We start from the raw sequence: 21327 nt of genomic DNA on the forward strand, positions 1-21327 counted from the left end.
TGTTTGGGTTCCAAACAAACAAACTCCCCCCATCCCGAGAAGGACGATCCATGAGGAAACCGCTCAGCCTGATCACCACCGGCCTCGCCGCCGGGGCCCTGCTGCTGACGGGGGCCAGCTACGCCTCCGCCGGTGCCGAGTCCGACCCCGCCACGAGCGCCGTCACGGCCGCCGAGCCCTACAAGGTGCTCGTCGTCGGCAAGACGCTCGGCTTCCGCCACTCCCACATCGACGACACGACCAACGCCGTCATCGCGCTGGGCAAGGAGCACGGCTTCACCGTCGACGTGTGGGACCCGCCGATCGGGAACTCGCCCGGCCAGCCCGCGCTCACGATGGCGACGACGCCCTTCACGAGCACTGAGGCGCTCTCGAAGTACGCCACGATCATGTTCGCCTCGCCGGTCGACGGCACGAACAGCGAGCCCGTGGGCAACCAACCTCCTCGCGCCCGCACTCTCAACCCGGACGAGCTCGCGGCGTTCCAGGGCTACATCCACCAGGGCGGCGGCTTCGTCGGCCTCCACGCCGCGACCGACGAGATGCACGCCGTCCCGTGGTTCAGCGAGCTGACCGGCGGCTCGGCGCGGTTCCGCAACCACCCGGCGCAGCAGCAGGCGACCATGGTCGTGGAGAGCCCCAACCACCCGTCGACGACGATGCTGCCGAAGCAGTGGTCGCGCTTCGACGAGTGGTACAACTTCACCTCCAACCCGCGCGAGGACGTGCACGTCCTGCTCACCCTCGACGAGTCGACGTACAACCCCGGCAGCGGCCGCATGGGTGCGGACCACCCGATCGCCTGGTGCCACAACTTCGAGGGCGGGCGCTCGTGGTACGAGGGCGCCGGCCACGTCGACGCGGCCTACAGCGACCCGCTGTTCCTCGACCACCTGCTCGGTGGCATCGAGTGGACCGCCGGTGTCGTGGAGGGTGGCGGCAACTGCGTGACCTTCCCCGAGGTCGAGAAGATCACCGCCGAGCTCGGCGACGGCGGCAACCGCAACGCCAAGCTCAGCGAGGACGTGGCCGACTACCTGGCGGCCGCGGAGGCGGCTGCCGAGGCCGGCGACCACGCGGAGGCCGCGCACATCCTGAAGCAGGCGAAGGGCAAGGCGCACGGTCTGCAGGACGAGACCATCGTCGCCAAGCTCGCCGACCTGCAGGAGTGGCAGGGCGGCCTGGTCGGCTGGTGACCACCGCCCACCTGCTCACCTGCTGAGCACCGCTCCACCCCACCCCCGGCCGACGACCGGACACGCCCGACCCGGGCGGGTCCGGTCGTCGTGCGTGCGGGGGCTCAGCGAGACGCGTCGAGCGACTCGGTGATGATCGCGTCGACGATGCGGGCCACCCGCTCCACACCGAGCTCGGGTGCCACCGCGGCGACCCGCTCGGCGATCTCCGCCTCGCGCGCGGGGTCGCGCCGGGTCGAGGGCTTGACCGCCTGCACCGCCCGGGTCAGCGCCGTCCGGCGCGCGAGGACGTCGCCGAGCACCAGGTCGGTCTCGTCGATCAGGCCGCGCAGGAACGCCACCGGGTCGGCGCCCGGCCATGCCACGCGGATGTCCGGCGCCCGCTCCTCGTTGGCCGAGCCGTCGGTGCGCTCGAGCTCGAGGCACCCGTGCCGGCGGTAGAACGCGCGGGCCGGCTCGTTGGACTCGAACACCCACAGGCAGAAGCCGTCCGGGCGCCTCGACGCGACGAGCTCGAAGAGCGCGGACCCGACACCGTGGCCCTGGTGGTCTGGGTGGACGTAGAGGTCGTCGAGCCAGGTCGCGGTCCAGCGCGCGTAGCCGGCCGGCTCACCGCCGCGCTCGGCCACCCAGACGTCGTACGCCGACAGATCCCAGCTCGCGACCCACTCGCGCGCCTCGTGGTCGGGGTGCGCGGACGGCGGGAAGGCGTCGCCGGCCCCGTGCCGGGCGGCCAGGTGCAGCTCGGCGACGGCCGGGAGGTCGTCGCGCGTGACCGGACGGAGCGTCAGCTCAGTGCTCATCGCGGATGACGTCGAGCGCGTGCGCGAGGTCGTCGGGGTAGGTGGACTCGTAGGTGACGTAGTCACCGGTCTCGGGGTGCTCGAAGCCGAGGCGCATCGCGTGCAGCCACTGCCGCTCGAGCCCGACCCGCCTGGCCAGCGTGGGGTCGGCGCCGTAGGTCAGGTCGCCCAGGCAGGGATGCTTCAGCGCGCTCATGTGGACGCGGATCTGGTGGGTCCGCCCGGTCTCGAGGTGGACCTCCAGCAGGCTGGCGAACCGGTGCGCCTCGAGCGTCTCGTAGTGCGTGACGCTGTGACGGCCGTCCGCCATCACGGCGAACTTGTAGTCGTGGTGCGGGTGGCGGCCGATCGGCGCGTCGACGGTGCCGGCGAGCGGGTCGGGGTGGCCCTGCACCAGCGCGTGGTAGGTCTTGTCGACGGTGCGGTGCCGGAAGGCGTTCTTGAGCACCGAGTAGGCGTGCTCGGACTTGCAGATCACCATCACGCCGCTGGTGCCGACGTCGAGGCGCTGCACGATGCCCTGCCGCTCGCTCGCGCCGCTGGTGGAGATGCGGAACCCCGCGCCGGCGAGGTGACCGACCACGGTGGGGCCGCTCCAGCCGGGAGAGGGGTGCACGGCCACGCCCACCGGCTTGTCGATCACCACGATGGCGTCGTCGTCGTGGATGATCCGGATGCCCTCGACGATCTCGGGCTTCACCTCGAGCGGGTCGCGCTCGGCCGGGATCGTCACGTCGAGCATCGCGCCCGCATCGACCCGGTCGCTCTTGCCGACGGCCGCGCCGTCGACGTGCACGAGGCCCTGGGCGATGAGGTCGGCGGCCTTGGTGCGGGAGAACCCGAACATCCGCGCCATGGCGGCGTCGACGCGTTCGCCGGCCAGCCCGTCGGGGACGAGGACCGTGCGCTGCTCGGCGTGGGTCGTCACGCCGCCTCGTGCCCCGATCGGCGGTCGGAGTCGCGCGTGCCGTCGAGGGCGATGCCGCGGAACGTCTGGAGGATGATGAGGCCCGCGGCGATGTTGATGCACATGTCGGCGATGTTGAAGACCGGCCAGTTGGGCAGCATCAGGAAGTCGACGACGTGCCCGTGGAACGGCTCCGGCTCACGCACGATGCGGTCGGTGAGGTTGCCGGCCACACCGCCCAGCAGCAGGCCGAGCGCCACCCCCCAGCCGACGCTGCGGACCCGGCGGCTCAGCCACAGCACAACCACGACCGCCACCATCGCCAGGCAGGTGAAGACGATGGTGAAGTCGGTGCCGGTGCTGAACGCCGCGCCCGGGTTGAAGGTCAGGTGGAGGGTGAGCCAGTCACCGATCACCGAGATGTCGCCGTCGGCCAGCTCGGCCAGGGCCCACTGCTTGCTGGCGAGGTCGAGGCCGTAGGCCACGAGGGCCGCCGCGGCGAGGACCAGCCGCGCGTCCACGCGGGGTCGAGACGGTGCCTGGTCGGTCTGGTCGCTGGGGTTCAGCGACGCTCCTCGCGCTGCTTGCATGACATGCACAGTGTGGCATGCGGCACCGCCATCAACCGATTCTTGCCCACGGGGTTGCCGCAGGAGTCGCAGACGCCGTAGGAGCCGTCCTCGATGTGGGCGAGCGCCCGCTCGATCTGCACCAGGGTCTCGCGCTCACGCGCCAGGACCGTCAGCTCGTGGTCGCGCTCGAAGCTGGTCGCGCCGACGTCGGCCTGGTCGTGGCCGGCCCCGTCGCCCGCGTCGCGCATCAGGCCCGCGAGCTCCTGCTCGGACTGGCCCACGATGGCAGTGAGGCGGTCGCGGTGCTCCTTGAGCTCCTTGACCACCTCGTTGAGCTCACTCCGGGTCCACGGGTCCTCACCGTCGAGCACGACGAGGGTGGAGGGGGTGGCCTTGCGAACCTTCTTCGCCGGCGCGGCCTTCTTGGCAGGCGTCGGAGCAGCCTTCGTCACGGGCGCAGCCTTCTTCGTGGGAGTCGAGGTGGTGGGTGCGGTCTTCGCAGCCGCGGTCTTCTTCGCCGCGGTCTTCTTCGCGGCGGTCTTCTTCGCCGGGGTCTTCTTCGCCGGAGCCTTCGTGGCTGCGGTCTTCGCGGGGGCCTTCTTGGCGGGAGCCTTCGTCGCCGCGGCCTTCTTCGCGGGAGCCTTCGTCGCCGCGGCCTTCTTCGCGGGAGCGGTCGTCGCCGCGGCCTTCTTCGCCGGAGCCTTCGTCGCCGGAGCCTTCTTCGCGGGAGCCTTCTTCGCCGGAGCCTTGGTGGCCGCGGTCTTCGTGGCGGTCTTCGTGGCGGCCGTCGTCGACTTCTTGGCGGGGCTCTTCTTCGCGGTGCTCTTCTTCGCCGTGCTCTTCTTCGCGGCAGGCTTGCCGGTCGTGGACTCGCCCGGGGTCGCGGGACGCGTGCGACCGATCACCCGCTTCGCAGCGGCGGCGGCGGTGCCGGCCAGGGACTTGCGCGTGGTGCCAGCCATCTCCGAGGGCCTCCCGCATCCGTCAGGTGTGGTGGGAACCACACGGTGGCAGGGAGGCTAGCCGGTGCACCCTGACGAACCAACATCGGCTCGCCGAAATGCGAGAACGACCACCCCTCAGGGGTGGTCGTCCTCGTCAGGCGTGAGGTGCGGCGATCAGTTGTCGTCGTCGCCCAGCACCGAGCGCAGGCGCTTCGGCGCGTTGCCGCTGTCGACGGGAGCCTGCGTCTCGCCGCCGCTGGAGAGTGCCTCCAGCTGCTGCGTGAAGTAGGTCTTGAGGCGGGAGCGGTACTCGCGCTCGAACTGGCGAAGGGTCTCGACGTCGCTGTTGAGCTTGTCGCGCTCCTTCTCCAGGTCACCGAACATCTGCTGGCGACGCTCGGCGGTCTCGGAGTCGAGCATCTGCGAACGCTGGCGAGCGTCGGCCTCCATGCGGTCGGCCTTGGTCTTGGCCTCGGACTCGACACGCTCGGCCTTGGTGCGCGCGGCACCGACGATGCGGTCGGCCTCGTTCTTGGCGTCCTCGACGAGCTCGTCGGCGTTGCGCGTCGCGATCTCGAGGAGGCGGGCGGCGGCGTTGGACGCCTCCGGCACGGTCTCCACGCGCATCGTCTGCACCGGCGCGGCGGCGACGGGCGCCGGCGCGGCCCGCTGGGGCTCCGGCTCCGGCTCGGGCTCGGGCTCCGGCTCAGGAGCGGCGGGGGCGAACGACGTGGTCGCGGGGGCGGACGTCGACGCACCGGACTGCGCGGCCGACAGCTTGGCCCGCAGGTCGTCGTTCTCCTTGGTGAGCCGGGCGAGCTCGGCCTCGACCTCGTCGAGGAACTGGTCCACCTCGCCCATGTCGTAGCCCTCACGGAGGCGGACAGGCGTAAAGCGCTTGTTGCTCACGTCCTCAGGCGTCAGCGGCATGACCTCACCCAAACTTTCACGATCGAATATCACGGTGGCTCTGCTGTCAGGAGACAATAGCGCCCGGGATGCCACCGGGCACAGTGACCCGTGTGACGGATGGTTCTAGAGGCCGAAGATGGTGGCGACCACGTTGAGCAGCAGCCATGCTCCCACCATCACCAGCAGGAAGCTCAGGTCGAGGGCGACCTGCCCGATCCGCAGCGGCGGCACGACGCGACGCAGCGCCACGATCGGCGGGTCGGTGGCGGAGTAGACGCCCTCCAGCGCGACGAGCAGCGGCCCCCGCGGCTCCCAGCGACGCGCGAACACCTGCACCCAGTCGACGACGAAGCGCACCCACAGCAGCGCAATGAAGAGCAGCAGGATGACGTAGAGGACCTGACCGATGGCTTGCACGAGACGATTATGGGTCAGCTCTGGTTGAAGAAGCCGTCCTCGGCGATCCGCTCCTTGTCCTCGGCCGAGACCGCGACGTTGGGCGGAGAGAGCAGGAAGACCTTGTTGGTCACGCGCTCGATGGACCCGCGGGTGGCGAAGATCAGGCCGGCGGCGAAGTCGACGAGACGCTTGGCGTCGTTGTCGTCCATCTCGCTGAGGTTCATGATCACGGGCGTGCCGTCGCGGTAGTTCTCACCGACCAGACGGGCCTCGTTGTAGTTGCGGGGGTGCAGGGTGGTGATGCGGCTCAACTCGGCCACGACTCCTGTCTGGACCGAGGCCGGACGACGGCGCTCGGCGAGGTCGGACACAGGGGCAGGGCGACGCTCGCGCACGACGGGACGCTGGTCGACAGCGTCGTGGGTCGTGGTCTCGGTGTCGCCGTCGTAGTCGTCGTAGTGGCCGGTGTCCTCGAGCAGGCCGAGGTACTCGCCGATCTTGCGCATCGCGCCGCTCATGAGACTGTTCCTCCGCTAGACCTGGCACCCGGGACCGGGCACCCGTTGACTGTTGTGGACATTACTTGACCGCGGGCCTCTCACCGAGGACCGCGGAGCCGACACGCACGTGTGTCGCACCGTGACGGATGGCCGCCTCGAGATCACCGCTCATCCCCGCGGACAACGTCGTCGCCCGAGGGTGGTCGCGGACGAACACCTCGCGGACCTCCGCGAGGCGCGCGAAGGCGTCATCGGGCCGTTCGCCCAGCGGCGCGACGGCCATCAGGCCGCGCAGCCGGAGCATGCCTGCCTCCTCGACGCGCTGCGCGAGGTCGGCGAGGTCGGCGGGGTCCGCGCCGGAGCGATGGTCGGCGCCCGGGGGGTCGAGGCTGACCTGGAGCAGCACGTCGACCTCGTGGCCGCGCGAGTGGGCGCCGCGCGAGAGCGGGGCGACCAGCTTGGCGCGGTCGACCGACTCGACGACGTCGGCGTAGGACGCGACCGCCGCGGCCTTGTTGGACTGGAGCCCACCGATGAAGTGCCACCGCAGGCCGAGGTCGACGCACTCGGCGGCCTTCGCCTCGGCCTCCTGGTGGCGGTTCTCCCCCACGTCGGTGACACCGAGGTCGGCGAGCACGCGGACGTCGGAGGCCGGGAAGAACTTCGTGACCACGACGAGGGACACGTCGTCCTCGGGCCGCCCCGCCTCGGCACAGGCCGTGGCGATGCGACGGCGTACGACGTCGAGGTTGGCGGCGATCTCGTCCGCGCGGGCGGTCACGGGTGGCTCCAGACGACGCCGGCGAAGCGGGTCGCCGCGTCGTGGTCGCGGCGGTAGGACGGCCAGGAGCCGTCCTCGCGGGTGCAGGTGTCGACGGCGCGCACGTCGTCGATCCCCGCCGCGGCGAGCTGGGCCCGCACACCCGCGCCGAGGTCGAGCGCCGGCGTGCCCCACGAGGTGGTGGAGCGCGACTCCGGGACGATCCCCGCGACCTGATGCTGCAGGTCGGAGGGCACCTCGTAGCAGGCGCCGCACACGTGGGGCCCGACCCAGGCGACGGTCGGGTCGCCGCCGCTCGCGCGGATGCGCGCGACGGCGGCCGGGACGACCCCTGCGACGAGACCGGGCCGGCCGCAGTGCACGGCCGCGATCCACCCGGTGGCCGGGTCGGCCAGCAGGACGGGGACGCAGTCGGCGGCGCGGGCGAGCAGCGCGACGCGCGGGGTGGCGGTGACCATCGCGTCGCAGGTGGGCGGCTCCTCCCCACCCGCGTCGACGACGTCGACGCCGGCGCCGTGGACCTGGTGCATGAGCCGCGGCACCGCACCGGTCGCCTCGGCGACCTGCGCGAGCGCGGCGGCACGCACCTCGGCCCCGGCACCGTCGCCGAGGCTGAGGGCGACGTCGGTGAAGGCGACCTCGATCACGAGGTCGCCTTCGATCCGATCACGGTGGTGCAGCAGCGGCACGGTGGTGCGTCAGCTCACTTCAGGAAGTCGGGCACGTCGAGGTCGTCGTCCTCGAACTGCACCTGACGGGCCGGCCGTGACGGCGCGGGCTGCTGGGCGGGCTGCTGGGACTGCGCCGGGGCCGACGGCGTCGACGGCGCGAACGTGGCGCTCGTCTGGGCCGGGGCGGGCGCGCTGGGGGCCGCGGCGGCCTCCTTGGTCGCGATCTGCTGGGCGGCCGCGCGGGTCTGCTCCTGGGTCTGGGCAGGCTGCCCCTGGCGCAGCACGTTGCCGTCGGAGCGGCGCTTGGGCATACCCCCGTCGAAGCCGGCGGCGATCACCGTCACCCGCACCTCGTCGCCCAGCGCGTCGTCGATGGTGGCGCCGAAGATGATGTTGGCCTCGGCGTGTGCGGCCTGCGAGACGAGCGCGGCGGCCTCGTTGATCTCGAACAGGCCGAGGTCGGAGCCACCGGCGATGGAGAGCAGCACGCCGTGCGCGCCCTCGATGCTCGCCTCGAGCAGCGGGCTCGAGACGGCCATCTCCGCGGCCGCGACGGCGCGGTCCTCACCCCGGGCCGAGCCGATGCCCATCAGCGCGGAGCCGGCGTTGGCCATCACGGACTTCACGTCGGCGAAGTCGAGGTTGATCAGGCCGGGGGTGGTGATGAGGTCGGTGATGCCCGAGACACCCTGCAGCAGCACCTGGTCGGCCTGCTTGAAGGCGTCGAGGATCGACACGTTGCGGTCGGTGATCGACAGCAGCCGGTCGTTGGGGATCACGATGAGGGTGTCGACCTCCTCGCGGAGCTGGCTGATGCCCTCCTCGGCCGAGTTGGCCCGTCGACGGCCCTCGAAGGCGAACGGGCGCGTCACCACGCCGATCGTCAGGGCGCCGAGCGACCGGGCGATCCGGGCCACGACGGGAGCGCCACCCGTGCCGGTGCCGCCTCCCTCGCCGGCGGTCACGAAGACCATGTCGGCGCCCTTGATGACCTCCTCGATCTCGTCGGCGTGGTCCTCGGCGGCCTTGGCACCGACGTCGGGGTTGGCGCCCGCACCGAGGCCGCGAGTCAGCTCGCGGCCGATGTCGAGCTTGACGTCGGCGTCGCTCATGAGGAGTGCCTGGGCGTCGGTGTTGATCGCGATGAACTCGACGCCCTTGAGGCCGACCTCGATCATCCGGTTGACGGCGTTGACGCCGCCACCACCGATGCCCACGACCTTGATGATCGCCAGGTAGTTCTGCGCTGCTGCCACGGCTCCGGGGCCTTCCTTGTGTGGGTCTGTGAAGTCTGCGGACGATGGTTTCTCGACCCCCTCCGGCCCCACGGAACCCTAACCGTGAGCCTGAGGGTTATAGTTATGTCAACCTCGCCTTTCGCGAAACAGTAGGCACCAGCGAGCACGATTCCCGGGCGGACACGCCCATCGGCCGCGTGTCGGCAAAGAATTTCTGACGCGCCACCCGCGACCGGGCGGTCAGGGGGTGGTGCGGTAGGTCGGGTTGCCCGGGACGCTGACGTCGTAGAACGGCGCCTTCTGCGCGGCCAGCAGCTTGTCGACCACCTGCGCCTTGAGCTCCGACTCCTCCGCGCTCCCCCACAGCACCTGGCGCTGGTCGCGCATGACGAGGGTGATCTGGTCGACCGTGGCGACCTCGACGTGGTCCACGCGGGTGACGAGGTCGTCCGGCAGCGCCGACACGACGGTGGCGGCCTCGCGGAGCGCGTCGGTGCCGGCGCCGGCGCCGGGGCGCACGCGCGGCATGCCCTTGGGGACGGTCTTGTAGTCGCGGAACACGACGCCGTCGGGGTCGAGCCCGCGGAGCCTGCCGGCCAGCTCGACGACGGCCACGGCGGTGCGCTCGACGACCGCGATCCGTACGGCGTCGGGCCAGGTGCGGGTCACGTCGACGGACTGCACCTCGGCGAGCGACCCGACCCGCGCGTCCGCGCGATCCAGGTCGACGAGGGCGAGCTGCTCACCCACCGGCACGTCGGCCACCTCGCGGATGCGCCCGTCGCTCAGCAGGCTGTTGCCGACCACCTCGACACGCTTGACCTGCAGGGTGGCGGAGAAGAACACCAGGTAGACCGACGTGCCCAGCAGCGCGAGGACCAGCAGCAGCGCCAGGACGTAGCGCAGGGAGAGCCAGCGCCGGGCCCACTGGCGGCGGGCGAAGCGGCGGCGCGTCCGGCGCGTCGCCGCAGCCTCCCTGCGCGGCTCGTCGTCCGCGCCCGGTGTGCCGGGCGCGGCGTCGCGGTCGACGCCGGTGCTCGTGACGCCGCCCGCCGCGCCGCGCTCCGGAGCCTCGCGGTCCACTCAGGCACCCCCGAGCAGGTCGAGCACCCGCGGTCCGACGCCGGTGATGTCACCCGCGCCGAGCGTGATGACCAGGTCGCCCGGGCGCGCGCGCTCGGCCAGGGCCTGGGCGGCGGCGCCGAGCCCGTCGACGTAGGTCACGTGCTGGACCGGCAGGGGCACGGCGTCGGCGACGAGCAGGCCGGTCACCTCCGGGTCGGGGTCCTCGCGGGCGACGTAGACGTCCATCACGACGACCTCGTCGGCGGCGCCGAGCTCACGGCCCATCGCCTCGCCGAAGATGCGGGTGCGCGAGACGAGGTGCGGCTGGAAGGCGGCGACGACGCGGCCGTCACCGGCGAGCGCGCGGGCCGCCTCGAGGTCGCCGCGGATCTCGACGGGGTGGTGGGCGTAGGAGTCGTAGACGCGCACGCCGGCGACCTCGCCCTTGAGCTCCATCCGACGGCCCGTGCCGGTGAAGCCGGCGAGGCCCTCGGCCAGGGCGTCGTAGGACAGGCCGAGGCGCAGACCGGTCGCGAGGGCCGCGACCGCGTCGAGGACGTAGTGGCGTCCAGGGATGCGCAGCCGCAGCTGACCGAGGTCGTCGTCGCCGCGGGTGACGCGGCACGACGAGGTGGACCCGTCGAGCGTGAGGTCGCGGATGCGCACGTCGGCCCCGGTCGACTCCCCCACCGTGACGACGTCGAGGCCCTGCTCGCGCGCCAGGCCGGCGAGCCGCCCGGCCCCGGTGTCGTCGACCACGCAGACGAGGAACCCGTCGCGGTCGATCGTGGCGATGAAGTCCTCGAAGGCGCGGTGGTAGGCCTCCTCCGTGCCCCAGTTGTCGAGGTGGTCGGCCTCGACGTTGGTCACGATCGCCGCGTGCGGCCGGTAGTGCAGGAACGCGCCGTCGCTCTCGTCGGCCTCGGCGACGAACAGGTCGTCGGCACCGGCGTCGGCGTTGCGCCCGGTGGCGGTCAGCACGCCCCCGACGGCGTACGACGGATCGACCCCGGCTGCGAGCAGCGCCGAGGTGAGCAGCCCCGTGGTCGTCGTCTTGCCGTGGGTGCCGGCCACGGCGAGGACGCGCGAGCCGGCCATCACCGCCGCGAGCCCTGCGGACCGGGGCAGGATCCGCAGGCCGCGGCGTCGCGCCTCGAGGACCTCCGGGTTGTCCTCCCGCGCCGCGGTCGTCACGACGAGCGTGTCGGCGTCACCGACGTGGGCGGCGTCGTAGCCGAGGTGGCAGGTGACGCCGAGCTCGCGCAGCGCCGGGAGGAACGGGGTGTCGTGGTCGTCGCTGCCGGTGACGCTGACGCCGCGCCGGGCCATGATGCGGGCGATGGCGGAGATGCCGGCGCCGCCGATGCCGACGCAGTGGACGCGTCCGAGCTCGGCCGCGGGCAGGACCTCGTCGGGGACCGGGATCCTCACGCGCGCCAGCCCCCCGCGTCGAGGACCATCCGGGCCAGCTTCTCGTCGGCGTCGAGCGGGATGACGCCGGTCGCGGCGGCCCCCATGGTCGCGAGCCGCTCGGCGTCGTTCAGCAGACCGGGGACGCTGGCCGCGACCCACTCCGGGGTCAGCGCGGCGTCGGCCACGAGCAGCCCGCCGCCGGCGTCGACGACCGGGCGGGCGTTGAGCGCCTGCTCGCCGTTGCCGATCGGCAGGGGCACGTAGATCGCGGGCAGGCCCACGCCCGAGACCTCGGTGACGGTGTTGCTGCCCGAGCGGCACAGCACCGCGTCGGCGGCCGCGTAGGCGAGGTCCATCCGGTCGACGTAGTTGAGCACGACGTAGGGCACGACCCCCGACGCGACGTCGAGCTCGTGCGTGGGTCCGACGACGTGCAGCACCTGCACGCCGGCCGCGGCGAGGGCGGGCGCGGCGCCGGAGACCGCCGCGTTGATGCGGGCTGCCCCCTGCGAGCCGCCCGTGACCAGCAGCGTCGGCAGGTCGCCGCGGAGGCCGAACGCGGCGAGGGCCTCGGACCGCAGCGCACCGCGGTCCATCGCGGAGATCAGCCGGCGGATCGGCAGGCCGGTGCAGACCGCGCGGGGCAGGTCGGTGCCGGGGAAGCTCGTGGCGACGTGGGTCGTCATGCGCGCGCCCAGCTTGTTGGCGATGCCGGGGATCGCGTTGCCCTCGTGGACCACGATCGGCACGCCGCGCTTGCGGGCGGCGAGGTAGGCGGGGACCGAGACGTAGCCGCCGAAGCCGACGACGACGTCGGGGCGCACCCGGTCCACCACCTCGAGCGCGGCCGCGCGGGCGGCGCGCAGCCGGGTCGGCGTACGGAACAGGTCGGGGCCGGGGCGACGCGGGAGCGGGACCCGTGGCACGAACTCCAGCGGCAGGCCGGCCTCGGGGACCAGGCGGGACTCGAGGCCCTCGCGGGTGCCGAGGCAGGTGACCTCGGTCGCCGGGTCGAGCCGGCGCAGGGCGTCGGCGGTGGCGAGCAGGGGCGAGGTGTGGCCGGCGGAGCCGCCGCCGGCGAGGAGTACGCGCATCGGGGGCAAATCTAGCGAGCGTGACCCGCGGACAGACCGGCGGAGCGGTTGCGACGGCGTGCCGCCAGCGCCGCCGCGGCCTCCGGCTCCCGGCGCGCGAAGCCGATCACGAGGCCGAGCGCCACGAGCGAGGGCAGCAGCGCCGAGCCGCCGTAGGACACGATCGGGAGCGGGATGCCGATGACGGGCAGGACGGCGAGCACCATGCCGACGTTGATGATCATCTGGCCGAGCAGCCAGACCACGATGCCAAAGGTGGCGTAGCGGACGAACGGGTCCTCGGTGCTGAGGGCGACGCGGACCGCGGCGTAGGCGATGGTGAAGAACAGACCGATCACCAGCAGCGTGCCGACGAGGCCGAGCTCCTCGCCGAGGACGGCGAAGATGAAGTCGGTGTGGGCCTCGGGCAGGTCGCCCCACTTCTGCGTCGACGCGCCGATCCCCTGCCCGAACCAGCCGCCGCTGGACAGGGCGTAGAGCCCGTGGGCGGGCTGCCAGCCCGCGTCGGTGTAGTCCTTGAAGGGGTCGGTGAAGTGGGTGATGCGGTTGAGCCGCTCGGGGTCGGTGGCGGCCAGCGCGACGGCTGCGACACCGAGCACCGACAGGCTCAGCCCGAAGAGCCGCAGTGGCGCCCCGACGACCCACAGCATCCCGAGCAGGATGGCCGCGAGCACCATCGCGGTGCCGAGGTCGCGGCCGACCAGCACGAGGGCGATGACGGCGAACAGCCCGGGCACGACCGGCACGAGCAGGTGGTGCAGCTCGCGCAGGCGCCGCTCCTTGTGGGCGTAGATGTTGGCGGCCCACAGCACGATCGCGAGCTTGGCGATCTCCGCGGGCTGGATGCTGACCGGGCCGAGCGCGAGCCAATTCTTGTTGCCGTTGATCAGCACGCCGAAACGGGCGACGAGCCCGAGCAGGACGAGCGCCAGCAGGAACCCCGGGTAGGCCAGCCTGCGGACGTGGCGCACCGGGATCCGCGAGGCCACCCAGGCGGCGGGCAGGCCGAGCGCGACCCACATCAGCTGGCGCTTGACCACGGCGTAGGAGTCGTCGTAGATGAGGTACGCCCGCACGCTGGAGGCGCTGAGCACCATGATCAGGCCGATGGTGAGCAGCAGGGCCGACGACCCGAGCAGCAGGTAGTAGGACGCCAGGGGCTTGTCGAGGGCCTCGCGGACCGAGCGCCAGCCGGCGACGAGGCCCGACCCGAGCGGTGCGCGCCCGACCGGCGCCACACCCGCGCCCGGCTCGGCCTGCGTCCCGGCCCCCGGCTCCGGTCCGACGTCGAGCCCCACTCCTCCGGGGTTCGCGGTGGTCATGCGTCGCGGCTCCCCTCGGGTCGGTGGCTGCTAGTCGCTGTCGGTCTGGTCCGGCGTGTCGGGCTGGGTGGTGCGTGCGATGCGGGCGTGCACGGCGGCCGCGAACGCGTCACCGCGGGCGCCGTAGTTGGCGAACATGTCCATGGAGGCGCAGCCCGGCGCGAGCAACACCGTGTCACCGGACCTGGCGAGCCCGGCGGCCGCGTCGACCACGCGCTCCATCGGAGCCCCAGTCTCGTCGGCACCCGCATCGATGACCGGCACATCGGGCGCGTGTCGCGAAAGAGCGTCGGCCACGACCTGCCGGTCCCGGCCGAGGAGGACGACGCCGCGCAGCCGGTCCCCCACCGCGGCCACCAGGTCGTCGAACCGTGCGCCCTTGGCCAGGCCGCCAGCGACCCACACGACGTTGTCGTAGGCGGAGAGCGACGACTGGGCGGCGTGCGGGTTGGTCGCCTTCGAGTCGTCGATCCAGGTCACGCCGTCGGCTTCGGCGACGTGGGCGATCCGGTGGCCGTCGGGCCGGAACGCCCGCAGCCCGTCGCGCACCGCCTGCTGGCTGACACCGTGCGCCCGCGCCAGCGCGGCCGCGGCGAGGGCGTTGGCGACGAAGTGCGGCGCCGGCGAGGCGAGGTCGCCGAGCGTGCAGAGCTCGGCCGCGCTCGTCGCGCGCTCCTCGATGAACGCCCGGTCGACGAGGAGGTCCTCGACGACGCCGAGGTCGCCCGGGGCCGGCGTGCCGAGGGTGAAGCCCACTGCTCGCGCGCCCTCCACCACGTCGGCCTCGCGGACCATGTCCTCGGTGGCGGGGTCGGCGCGGTTGTAGACGCAGGCCCGCTGCACGCCGGCATAGATCCGCGCCTTGTCGGCGGCGTAGACCTGCATGCCGGTCCGGGCGCCCGGGTCGGTCCCCGCGCCCGGCTCGTCGTCGTACCAGTCGAGGTGGTCCTCGGCGATGTTGAGCACGACGGCCGACTCCGCGGCCATCGAGCGGGTGTAGTGGAGCTGGAAGCTGGAGAGCTCGACGGCGAGGACGTCGTAGGGCTCGGGGTCCATCACGGCCTCGACGATCGGCAGTCCCACGTTGCCGACGGCGACGGCACGGAGGCCGGCGGCGGTGAGGATGGACTGGAGCATCTGCACCGTCGTGGTCTTGCCGTTGGTGCCGGTGACGGCGAGCCACGGCGCGGGGGCCTCGGGGTCGCGCAGGCGCCACGCGAGCTCGACCTCGCCCCACACGGGGATGCCGCGGCCGGTGGCCTGGGCGAGCAGCGGGGCGGTCGGCCTCCAGCCCGGCGAGGTGACCACGAGGTCGACGTCGTCGGGCAGCACGTCGGTCGCGCCGGGCTCGAGCCGGACGGTCGCGCCGAGCGTCTCCAGGAGCTTGGCCTTCTCGGCCTTCTCGTCGCTGGTGGACTCGTCGAGCGCGGTCACCTGCGCACCCAGGAAGAGGAGGTTGTCGGCGGCGGCGAAGCCGGAGACGCCGAACCCGGCGACCACGACGCGCACGCCGGACCAGTCGCTGGTGCGGCCCAGCCCGTCGACGTCGACCCCGCCCGGTGTCCGCTCACCCAACGCCGGCGACCCACTCGGCGTAGAAGATGCCGAGGCCCGTGGCGACGGCGAGCCCGGTGACGATCCAGAAGCGGATGACGATGGTCACCTGCTCCCAGCCGAGCATCTCGAAGTGGTGGTGCAGCGGCGTCATGCGGAAGACGCGGTGGCCCGGCTGGACCTTGAAGATGCTGCGGAACAGCCCGCTGGCCCGGCTGACCTTGAAGACCGACACCTGGATCATCACCGACAGGGTGATGACGACGAACAGGCCGCCGATGATCAGCAGGAGCAGCTCGGTGCGGGTCATGATCGCGAAGCCGGCCATCGCGCCACCGAGGGCGAGCGAGCCCGTGTCGCCCATCATGATCTGCGCCGGCGAGGCGTTCCACCAGAGGAAGCCGAAGCACGCACCGGTGAGCGCCGCGGCGATGACCGCCAGGTCGAGCGGGTCGCGGACCTCGTAGCACTTGGGCCCGGCCTCCAGCGCGCACGACTGGCTGTTCTGCCAGATGTTGACGAGCGTGTAGGCGGCGAAGACGAGGATGCTCGCGCCCGTCGCGAGGCCGTCGAGGCCGTCGGCGAGGTTCACCGCGTTGCTCGCGCCGGTGACGATGACCCAGATGAGCAGGATCGCCACGATCGTCGGCAGCGTGAACCGCTCGTAGTCGCGGATGAAGGACAGGTGGTGGGACGCCGGGGTCCACCCCCGCTCGTCCTCGAGGGCAGGCGAGAGCGCGAGGAAGCCGAAGACCACCGCCACCACGGTCTGGCCGATCATCTTGGCGCGGCTGCGCAGGCCGAGGTTGTGCTGGCGGCTCACCTTGAGGAAGTCGTCGAGGAAGCCGACGCCGCCCAGCCCGACGAGCAGGAAGAGCAGCAGCATGGCCGACGCCGACGGCCACTGACCGGTGATCAGCTTCGCGGCGAGGTAGCCGATGACGGTGGCCAGCACGATGACCGCGCCGCCCATGGTCGGCGTGCCGCGCTTGACGTGGTGGGTGGTCGGGCCGTCGTCGCGGATCGGCTGGCCGAACCCCTGGCGCGTGAAGAACCGGATCGCGTAGCGCGTGCCGAGAAGGGAGATCAGCAGGGAGAGCCCTCCTCCGAACAGGATGGCTCTCATGTGGTGCTTCCTTCCTTGCCGCTCCCGAAGAGGAGGTCGTCGGCGATCAGTTCCAGCGCCGCCCCCCGCGATGCCTTCACCAGGACGACATCAGCAGCCGAGACATTGTGCCGCAGCCAGTCGGACGCTTCGTCACGCCCCGCCGTGGTGATGGTCACTCCCCCGCCTCCGGGGGCCCCGGCGACCGCGTCGTAGCCCTGCGCGATGCCGGCCGCGTCGGCGCCGACGGCCACCAGCACGTCGACCCCGGCCCGGGCGGCGTACTCACCGACACCACGGTGGGCCTCGGCCGCCCCGTCGCCGAGCTCGAGCATCTGGCCCAGCACGGCGACCGTACGCCGGCCCGTGCGCGTCCCCATGCCCGCGAGGGTCTCCAGGGCGGCCCGCATCGACTCGGGGTTGGCGTTGTAGGCGTCGTTGAGGACGACGAGCCCGTCGGCGCGCTCGGTCAGCTCCATGCGCCACCGGCTGGCCGGTACGGCGTCGGCGAGCGAGTCGGCGACGGTGTCGAGGTCGAGTCCCGCGGCGAGGGCCATCGCGGCGGCCGCGGCCGCGTTGCGCCACTGGTAGGCGCCGACCTGCGCGAGGTGCACGGTGGCGCCGGACCCGCGGTGGGCCAGCTCGAACGACTGCCGGCCGAGCTCGTCGACGGTGACCTCGCTGACGGCGACGTCGGGCGTGCGGCCGTCCGTCGGCCCGCCGAAGGTGACCACCTGGGCCGCGGTGCGCCGGGCCATCGCGGCGACGAGCTCGTCGTCGGCGTTGAGCACGGCGGTGCCGTCGGCGGGCAGTGCCTCGACGATCTCGCCCTTGGCGCGCGCGATCGCCTCCCGGCTGCCGAACTCGCCGATGTGGGCGGTGCCGACGTTGAGCACGGCGGCGACCCGGGGCGGCGCGATCGCGCACAGCTCGGCGATGTGCCCGACTCCTCGCGCCCCCATCTCGACGACGAGGTAGCGGGTGTCGGGGGTCGCCCGCAGCACGGTCAGCGGCACTCCCAGCTCGTTGTTGAAGTTGCCGCGCGTCGCGACCGTCGGCCCGGACTCCGACAGCAGGTGGGCGAGGTAGTCCTTGGTGCCGGTCTTGCCCTGCGAGCCGGTCATCGCGAGGACGACGACCTCGGGGAGGCGGTCGACGACGTGACGCGCGAGCAGCCCGAGTGCGACGGTGACGTCGTCCACCACGACGGTCGGCAGCCCGGTGGGCCGGGTGCCGAGGACCGCCACGGCGCCGGCGTGCCCGGCGGCAGCCGCCAGGTCGTGGCCGTCGACCCGCTCGCCGGCCACGGCCACGAAGAGGCCGCCGGCCTCCGGGGTGCGGGTGTCGACGAACGCGCCACCGGTGACCACCGCCTCGCCGTGGGCCGTGCCGCCGACCACGGCGGCGACCTCGTCGAGGGTCATCTCGATCATGCGTCTCCTCCGGCCCGGTCGGCGTCGTCGGCGGCGCGGTGGTCCTGCGCGAGCGCGCGGACCTCCTCGGCGGCGACCTCGCGGTCGTCGAACGGGTGCACCACGTCCCCGACCTCCTGTCCGGTCTCGTGGCCCTTGCCGGCGACCAGCACGACGTCGCCGGGGCGCGCGCGGCGCACGGCCTCGCGGATCGCGAGCCGGCGGTCGCCCACCTCGACCACCTCGGCAGGACCGCGGGCCCCGGCGAGGACGGCGGCGCGGATCGACGCGGGGTCCTCCGTGCGGGGGTTGTCGTCGGTGACCACCACGACGTCGGCGAGCCGTGCGGCGATCTCGCCCATCACCGGGCGCTTGACGGTGTCGCGGTCGCCGCCGGCACCCACCACGACCAGGAGCTGCCCGTCGGTCAGCGGTCGCAGGGTCGCCAGCACCGCCTCGAGGGCGTCGGGCTTGTGCGCGTAGTCGACGACCACGGTGAAGTCCTGCCCGGCCGAGACCTGCTCGAGCCGGCCCGGGACCCCGCCGACCCGGGCGATGCCGTCGGCCACCTCTCGCGGGTCGAGCCCGGCGAGCGCCGCCGAGGCGATGGCGGCGAGCGCGTTGGAGACGTTGAACTCGCCCGGCACGTGGATCTGCGCGCGCAGCTCGACGTCGGGACCCAGGACGGTGAAGCTGGCGCCGCCGGGCGTGAGGTCGACGTCGACGGCCCGCCAGTCGGCGTCCGCGCCGCGCGAGGAGTACGTCGACATGGGGATGCTGGCGACCTCGAGGAGGCGACGGCCGAACTCGTCGTCGACGTTGGTCAGCCCGACGCGGGCCCGCTCCGGGGTGAAGAGGCCGGCCTTGGCGGCGAAGTAGTCGTCGAGGTCGGCGTGGAAGTCGAGGTGGTCGCGCCCGAGGTTGAGGAAGGTCGCGACGTCGAACACGACGCCGTCGACCCGGCCGAGGACGAGCGCGTGGCTGGACACCTCCATGGCGCACGTGTCGACGCCGCGCTCGCGCATCACCGCGAAGAGGCCGTGCAGGTCGGGCGCCTCCGGCGTGGTGAGCGGCGTCTTGACGTCCGCGCCCGCGATCCGGGTGCCGTTGGTGCCGATGACCGCCGAGGTGACACCGGCCTCGGTGAGGCCCTGCTCGAGCACCCGGGTCGTGGTGGTCTTGCCCTGGGTGCCGGTGACGCCGATGACGCGCAGGGCGGTGGCCGGGTCCCCGTAGACGTGCGCGGCGAGCCGCCCCAGCACGCGGCGCGGGTCCGCCACCACGAGCGCCGGCGTGCCCGGGAGGATCCGGTCGAGGCCGGCCGCGTCGGTGAGCACGACGACCGCCCCTGCCTCGACGGCCTGCGCGGCGAAGTCCGCACCGTGGGCGCGGGTGCCCGGCAGGGCGGCGTACAGGTCACCGGGTCGCACGCGGGCGGTGCTCAGCGAGATGCCGGAAACGGCGACGTCGAGGTCGCCGTGGACGGCCACGTCGGTGATCGTCGAGAGCCAGTCGGCGAGCTCGGTCGCAGGGGTCGCCGGGGACTGCTGCGGACGCGTCGCACTCACGGGCTCGTGCACCGCCCGAGCGTATCGAGTCACCACTCGACGGGCAGGCGCGACGGCTTGCCGTCGGTCGGCTCGACGCCGTAGCGGCCCAGGACGTAGCCCATGATCCGGGAGAACACCGGCCCGGCGATCGAGCCGCCGCCCCCGTCGACCTTGGGGGCGTGGACCACGACGTAGACCGTGAACCGCGCGTCGTCGGCCGGGGCGAAGCCGCCGAAGGACACCGAGGTGCTGCCGTCGTAGCCGGTGCCGTCGCTGGCGACCCGCTGGGCGGTGCCGGTCTTGCCGGCCACGAGGTAGCCCGGCACCTGCGCCGCCGGCGCGACGCCGTCCTCGGGGTCGACGACCTTCTCCATCATGCGGGCAGTGGCGCGGGCGGCCTGCTTGCTGACGACCCGTGTGCGGGTGGCGACGTCGGTGCCGACGGTGACCCCGTCGTCGGTGACCGCGGAGCCGGCGATCAGGCTCGGCGACACGCGCACGCCTCCGTTGGCGACCGTGTTCACGGCCGCCGCCATCTGGGCGACGTTGACCGAGAGGGACTGGCCGAACGCGACGCGGTCCTTGGTCTGCGAGCTCATCGCCTCACCCGGCGTGAGGATGCCGGGGGTCTCGCCGCGCACCCCGACGTCGGTGCGCTGACCGAGGCCGAACCTCTGCAGGTAGGAGACCAGCTCGACCGGCGAGAACGCGTCGGCGGCGAGCACCGTGCCGATGTTGGAGGACTTGGCGATGATGCCGGCGAGCGTGAGCCGGATGGTGCCGTGGTCGAACCAGTCGCCGATGACCCGGTCCTGGCGGGCGAGGCTCGGCGGCACCTTGAAGCGCTGGCGCGGGAACGCCTTGCCGGCGTCGATCAGGGAGGCGGCGGTGAGCACCTTCTCCACCGAGCCGGGCTCGTAGGTGTCGCTCATGGCGCGCGAGCCGAGATCGTCCTCGTCGGCCTCGGTCGGCGCGTTGGCGTCGAAGGTCGGCACGTCGGCGAGCGCGAGGATCTCGCCGGTGCGGGTGTCCATCACGACCGCGGCACCGCTCTCGGCGCGGTACTGCCGCACCGACTGCGCGAGCACCTTCTGGGTGAACCACTGGAGGTCGCGGTCGATGGTCGTGCGCAGCGGCGCACCGTTCTGCGCGGCCTTGAGCGTGCTCTCGCGCAGCGGGATCCGCACGCCCTTGCCGGAGTTGGACTGCCACGTCGCCTCGCCGTCGACGCCGGCCAGCTGCTTGTCGAAGGTGCGCTCGAAGCCGCCCAGCGGCTCGTCGGTGCCCATGTAGCCGAGCAGGTTGGCGGCGACGTCGCCGGAGGGGTACGAGCGGATCGGGTCGTCCTGGAGGCTGATCCCGGTGAACCCGGCCTCGTCGAGCTCGGTGAGGGTGTCGCCGGCAAGGGTGCTCGGCACCCGGCGGGCGACGTACTCGTAGCGACTGCCCTCCTTGCGGCCACGCAGCGCGGTGAGGGTCTTGAAGTAGTCGACGGAGAGCCGGTCGGAGAGCAGCCGGGCGAGCTCGGGAGCGCGGTCGGCCGTCAGGTCGGGGTCGGCGATCACCATCTTGCCCTTGACCGAGTCGGCGAGGGGTACGCCGTTGCGGTCGAGGATGTCGCCCCGCTCGGCGACGAGCGGCACCCGGACCGCGCCCTCGGCGGCCGCGCGCACGGCGTAGGAGCGGGGGTCGACACCCTGGAGCTGCACGAGCCTGGCCCCGAAGAAGGAGAGGACGATCGCGATGAGGACGAACCCGATGCGCAGTCGCAGCATCGGCGCGCCGCGCGAGGCGCCACGCCTGGTGCGGGTGCTCGGCACTGGTCTCCTCATTTCCCGGTCGGCTCCCGGCTGGGTCCGACCTGCTCGACAATCTAGGCGCGCGGTGGC

Annotated in this window: 20 protein-coding genes; 1 reads left to right on the top strand and 19 read right to left on the bottom strand. The window is 72.7% G+C overall.

Annotated elements, in window-relative coordinates:
- Window positions 1-50: 50 nt before the first annotated feature.
- Window positions 51-1196: a ThuA domain-containing protein gene (locus NYO98_RS14360; protein ID WP_268112423.1), complete on the top strand. Its 1146-nt coding sequence runs from the start codon at window positions 51-53 to the stop codon at window positions 1194-1196.
- 104 nt (window positions 1197-1300) lie between these two features.
- Here the strand turns inward: NYO98_RS14360 and NYO98_RS14365 are convergent, their stop codons facing one another.
- The 19 genes from NYO98_RS14365 to NYO98_RS14455 form a co-directional block, all read right to left on the bottom strand.
- A complete protein-coding gene (locus NYO98_RS14365; protein ID WP_268112424.1) occupies window positions 1301-1999 on the bottom strand; it encodes a GNAT family N-acetyltransferase in 699 nt (232 codons plus the stop codon).
- On the bottom strand, window positions 1989-2927 hold the full coding sequence (locus NYO98_RS14370; RefSeq protein ID WP_268112425.1) for an RluA family pseudouridine synthase: 939 nt from the start codon (window positions 2925-2927) through the stop codon (window positions 1989-1991). Before NYO98_RS14370 ends, NYO98_RS14365 begins: the two co-directional genes overlap by 11 nt.
- Window positions 2924-3496 carry a signal peptidase II gene (gene lspA, locus NYO98_RS14375; RefSeq protein ID WP_268112426.1) on the bottom strand — a complete coding sequence of 191 codons (573 nt, stop codon included), beginning with the start codon at window positions 3494-3496 and terminating at the stop codon, window positions 2924-2926. Before lspA ends, NYO98_RS14370 begins: the two co-directional genes overlap by 4 nt.
- Window positions 3469-3930 (bottom strand): TraR/DksA family transcriptional regulator, encoded by a 462-nt coding sequence (locus NYO98_RS21915; protein WP_407673935.1) that lies wholly within the window; start codon window positions 3928-3930, stop codon window positions 3469-3471. The genes lspA and NYO98_RS21915 overlap by 28 nt, the downstream gene beginning before the upstream one ends.
- A gap of 666 nt (window positions 3931-4596) precedes the next feature.
- Entirely contained in the window at window positions 4597-5352 is a 756-nt protein-coding gene (locus NYO98_RS14385) for a DivIVA domain-containing protein (RefSeq protein ID WP_268112428.1), read from the bottom strand.
- A gap of 105 nt (window positions 5353-5457) precedes the next feature.
- Window positions 5458-5751, bottom strand: a complete 294-nt coding sequence (locus NYO98_RS14390) for a YggT family protein (RefSeq protein WP_268112429.1) — start codon at window positions 5749-5751, stop codon at window positions 5458-5460.
- Between the two features lie 14 nt (window positions 5752-5765).
- On the bottom strand, window positions 5766-6251 hold the full coding sequence (locus NYO98_RS14395; protein ID WP_268112430.1) for a cell division protein SepF: 486 nt from the start codon (window positions 6249-6251) through the stop codon (window positions 5766-5768).
- A gap of 61 nt (window positions 6252-6312) precedes the next feature.
- Window positions 6313-7014 (bottom strand): YggS family pyridoxal phosphate-dependent enzyme, encoded by a 702-nt coding sequence (locus tag NYO98_RS14400; protein WP_268112431.1) that lies wholly within the window; start codon window positions 7012-7014, stop codon window positions 6313-6315.
- Window positions 7011-7661 (bottom strand): polyphenol oxidase family protein, encoded by a 651-nt coding sequence (locus tag NYO98_RS14405; RefSeq protein ID WP_268112432.1) that lies wholly within the window; start codon window positions 7659-7661, stop codon window positions 7011-7013. Before NYO98_RS14405 ends, NYO98_RS14400 begins: the two co-directional genes overlap by 4 nt.
- A gap of 56 nt (window positions 7662-7717) precedes the next feature.
- On the bottom strand, window positions 7718-8941 hold the full coding sequence (gene ftsZ, locus NYO98_RS14410) for a cell division protein FtsZ (RefSeq protein ID WP_268112433.1): 1224 nt from the start codon (window positions 8939-8941) through the stop codon (window positions 7718-7720).
- A gap of 222 nt (window positions 8942-9163) precedes the next feature.
- On the bottom strand, window positions 9164-10006 hold the full coding sequence (locus NYO98_RS14415) for a cell division protein FtsQ/DivIB (RefSeq protein ID WP_268112434.1): 843 nt from the start codon (window positions 10004-10006) through the stop codon (window positions 9164-9166).
- Window positions 10007-11419, bottom strand: coding sequence for a UDP-N-acetylmuramate--L-alanine ligase (gene murC / locus NYO98_RS14420; RefSeq protein ID WP_268112435.1), 1413 nt, complete (start codon window positions 11417-11419; stop codon window positions 10007-10009).
- Window positions 11416-12495: an undecaprenyldiphospho-muramoylpentapeptide beta-N-acetylglucosaminyltransferase gene (gene murG / locus NYO98_RS14425; RefSeq protein ID WP_268112436.1), complete on the bottom strand. Its 1080-nt coding sequence runs from the start codon at window positions 12493-12495 to the stop codon at window positions 11416-11418. The genes murC and murG overlap by 4 nt, the downstream gene beginning before the upstream one ends.
- A gap of 11 nt (window positions 12496-12506) precedes the next feature.
- Window positions 12507-13817, bottom strand: a complete 1311-nt coding sequence (gene ftsW / locus NYO98_RS14430; protein ID WP_268112437.1) for a putative lipid II flippase FtsW — start codon at window positions 13815-13817, stop codon at window positions 12507-12509.
- A 30-nt stretch (window positions 13818-13847) separates the two neighbouring features.
- Entirely contained in the window at window positions 13848-15392 is a 1545-nt protein-coding gene (murD, locus tag NYO98_RS14435) for a UDP-N-acetylmuramoyl-L-alanine--D-glutamate ligase (protein WP_268112438.1), read from the bottom strand.
- Window positions 15385-16497 (bottom strand): phospho-N-acetylmuramoyl-pentapeptide-transferase, encoded by a 1113-nt coding sequence (mraY, locus tag NYO98_RS14440; protein WP_268112439.1) that lies wholly within the window; start codon window positions 16495-16497, stop codon window positions 15385-15387. The genes murD and mraY overlap by 8 nt, the downstream gene beginning before the upstream one ends.
- Window positions 16494-17909, bottom strand: coding sequence for a UDP-N-acetylmuramoyl-tripeptide--D-alanyl-D-alanine ligase (locus NYO98_RS14445; RefSeq protein WP_268112440.1), 1416 nt, complete (start codon window positions 17907-17909; stop codon window positions 16494-16496). Before NYO98_RS14445 ends, mraY begins: the two co-directional genes overlap by 4 nt.
- A complete protein-coding gene (locus tag NYO98_RS14450; RefSeq protein WP_268112441.1) occupies window positions 17906-19468 on the bottom strand; it encodes a UDP-N-acetylmuramoyl-L-alanyl-D-glutamate--2,6-diaminopimelate ligase in 1563 nt (520 codons plus the stop codon). The genes NYO98_RS14445 and NYO98_RS14450 overlap by 4 nt, the downstream gene beginning before the upstream one ends.
- Before the next feature lie 17 nt (window positions 19469-19485).
- Window positions 19486-21258 (bottom strand): peptidoglycan D,D-transpeptidase FtsI family protein, encoded by a 1773-nt coding sequence (locus tag NYO98_RS14455; protein WP_268112442.1) that lies wholly within the window; start codon window positions 21256-21258, stop codon window positions 19486-19488.
- Between the last annotated feature and the right edge of the window lie 69 nt (window positions 21259-21327).

Source organism: Nocardioides pini, assembly GCF_026712185.1.
Classification (GTDB): Bacteria; Actinomycetota; Actinomycetes; order Propionibacteriales; family Nocardioidaceae; genus Nocardioides; species Nocardioides pini.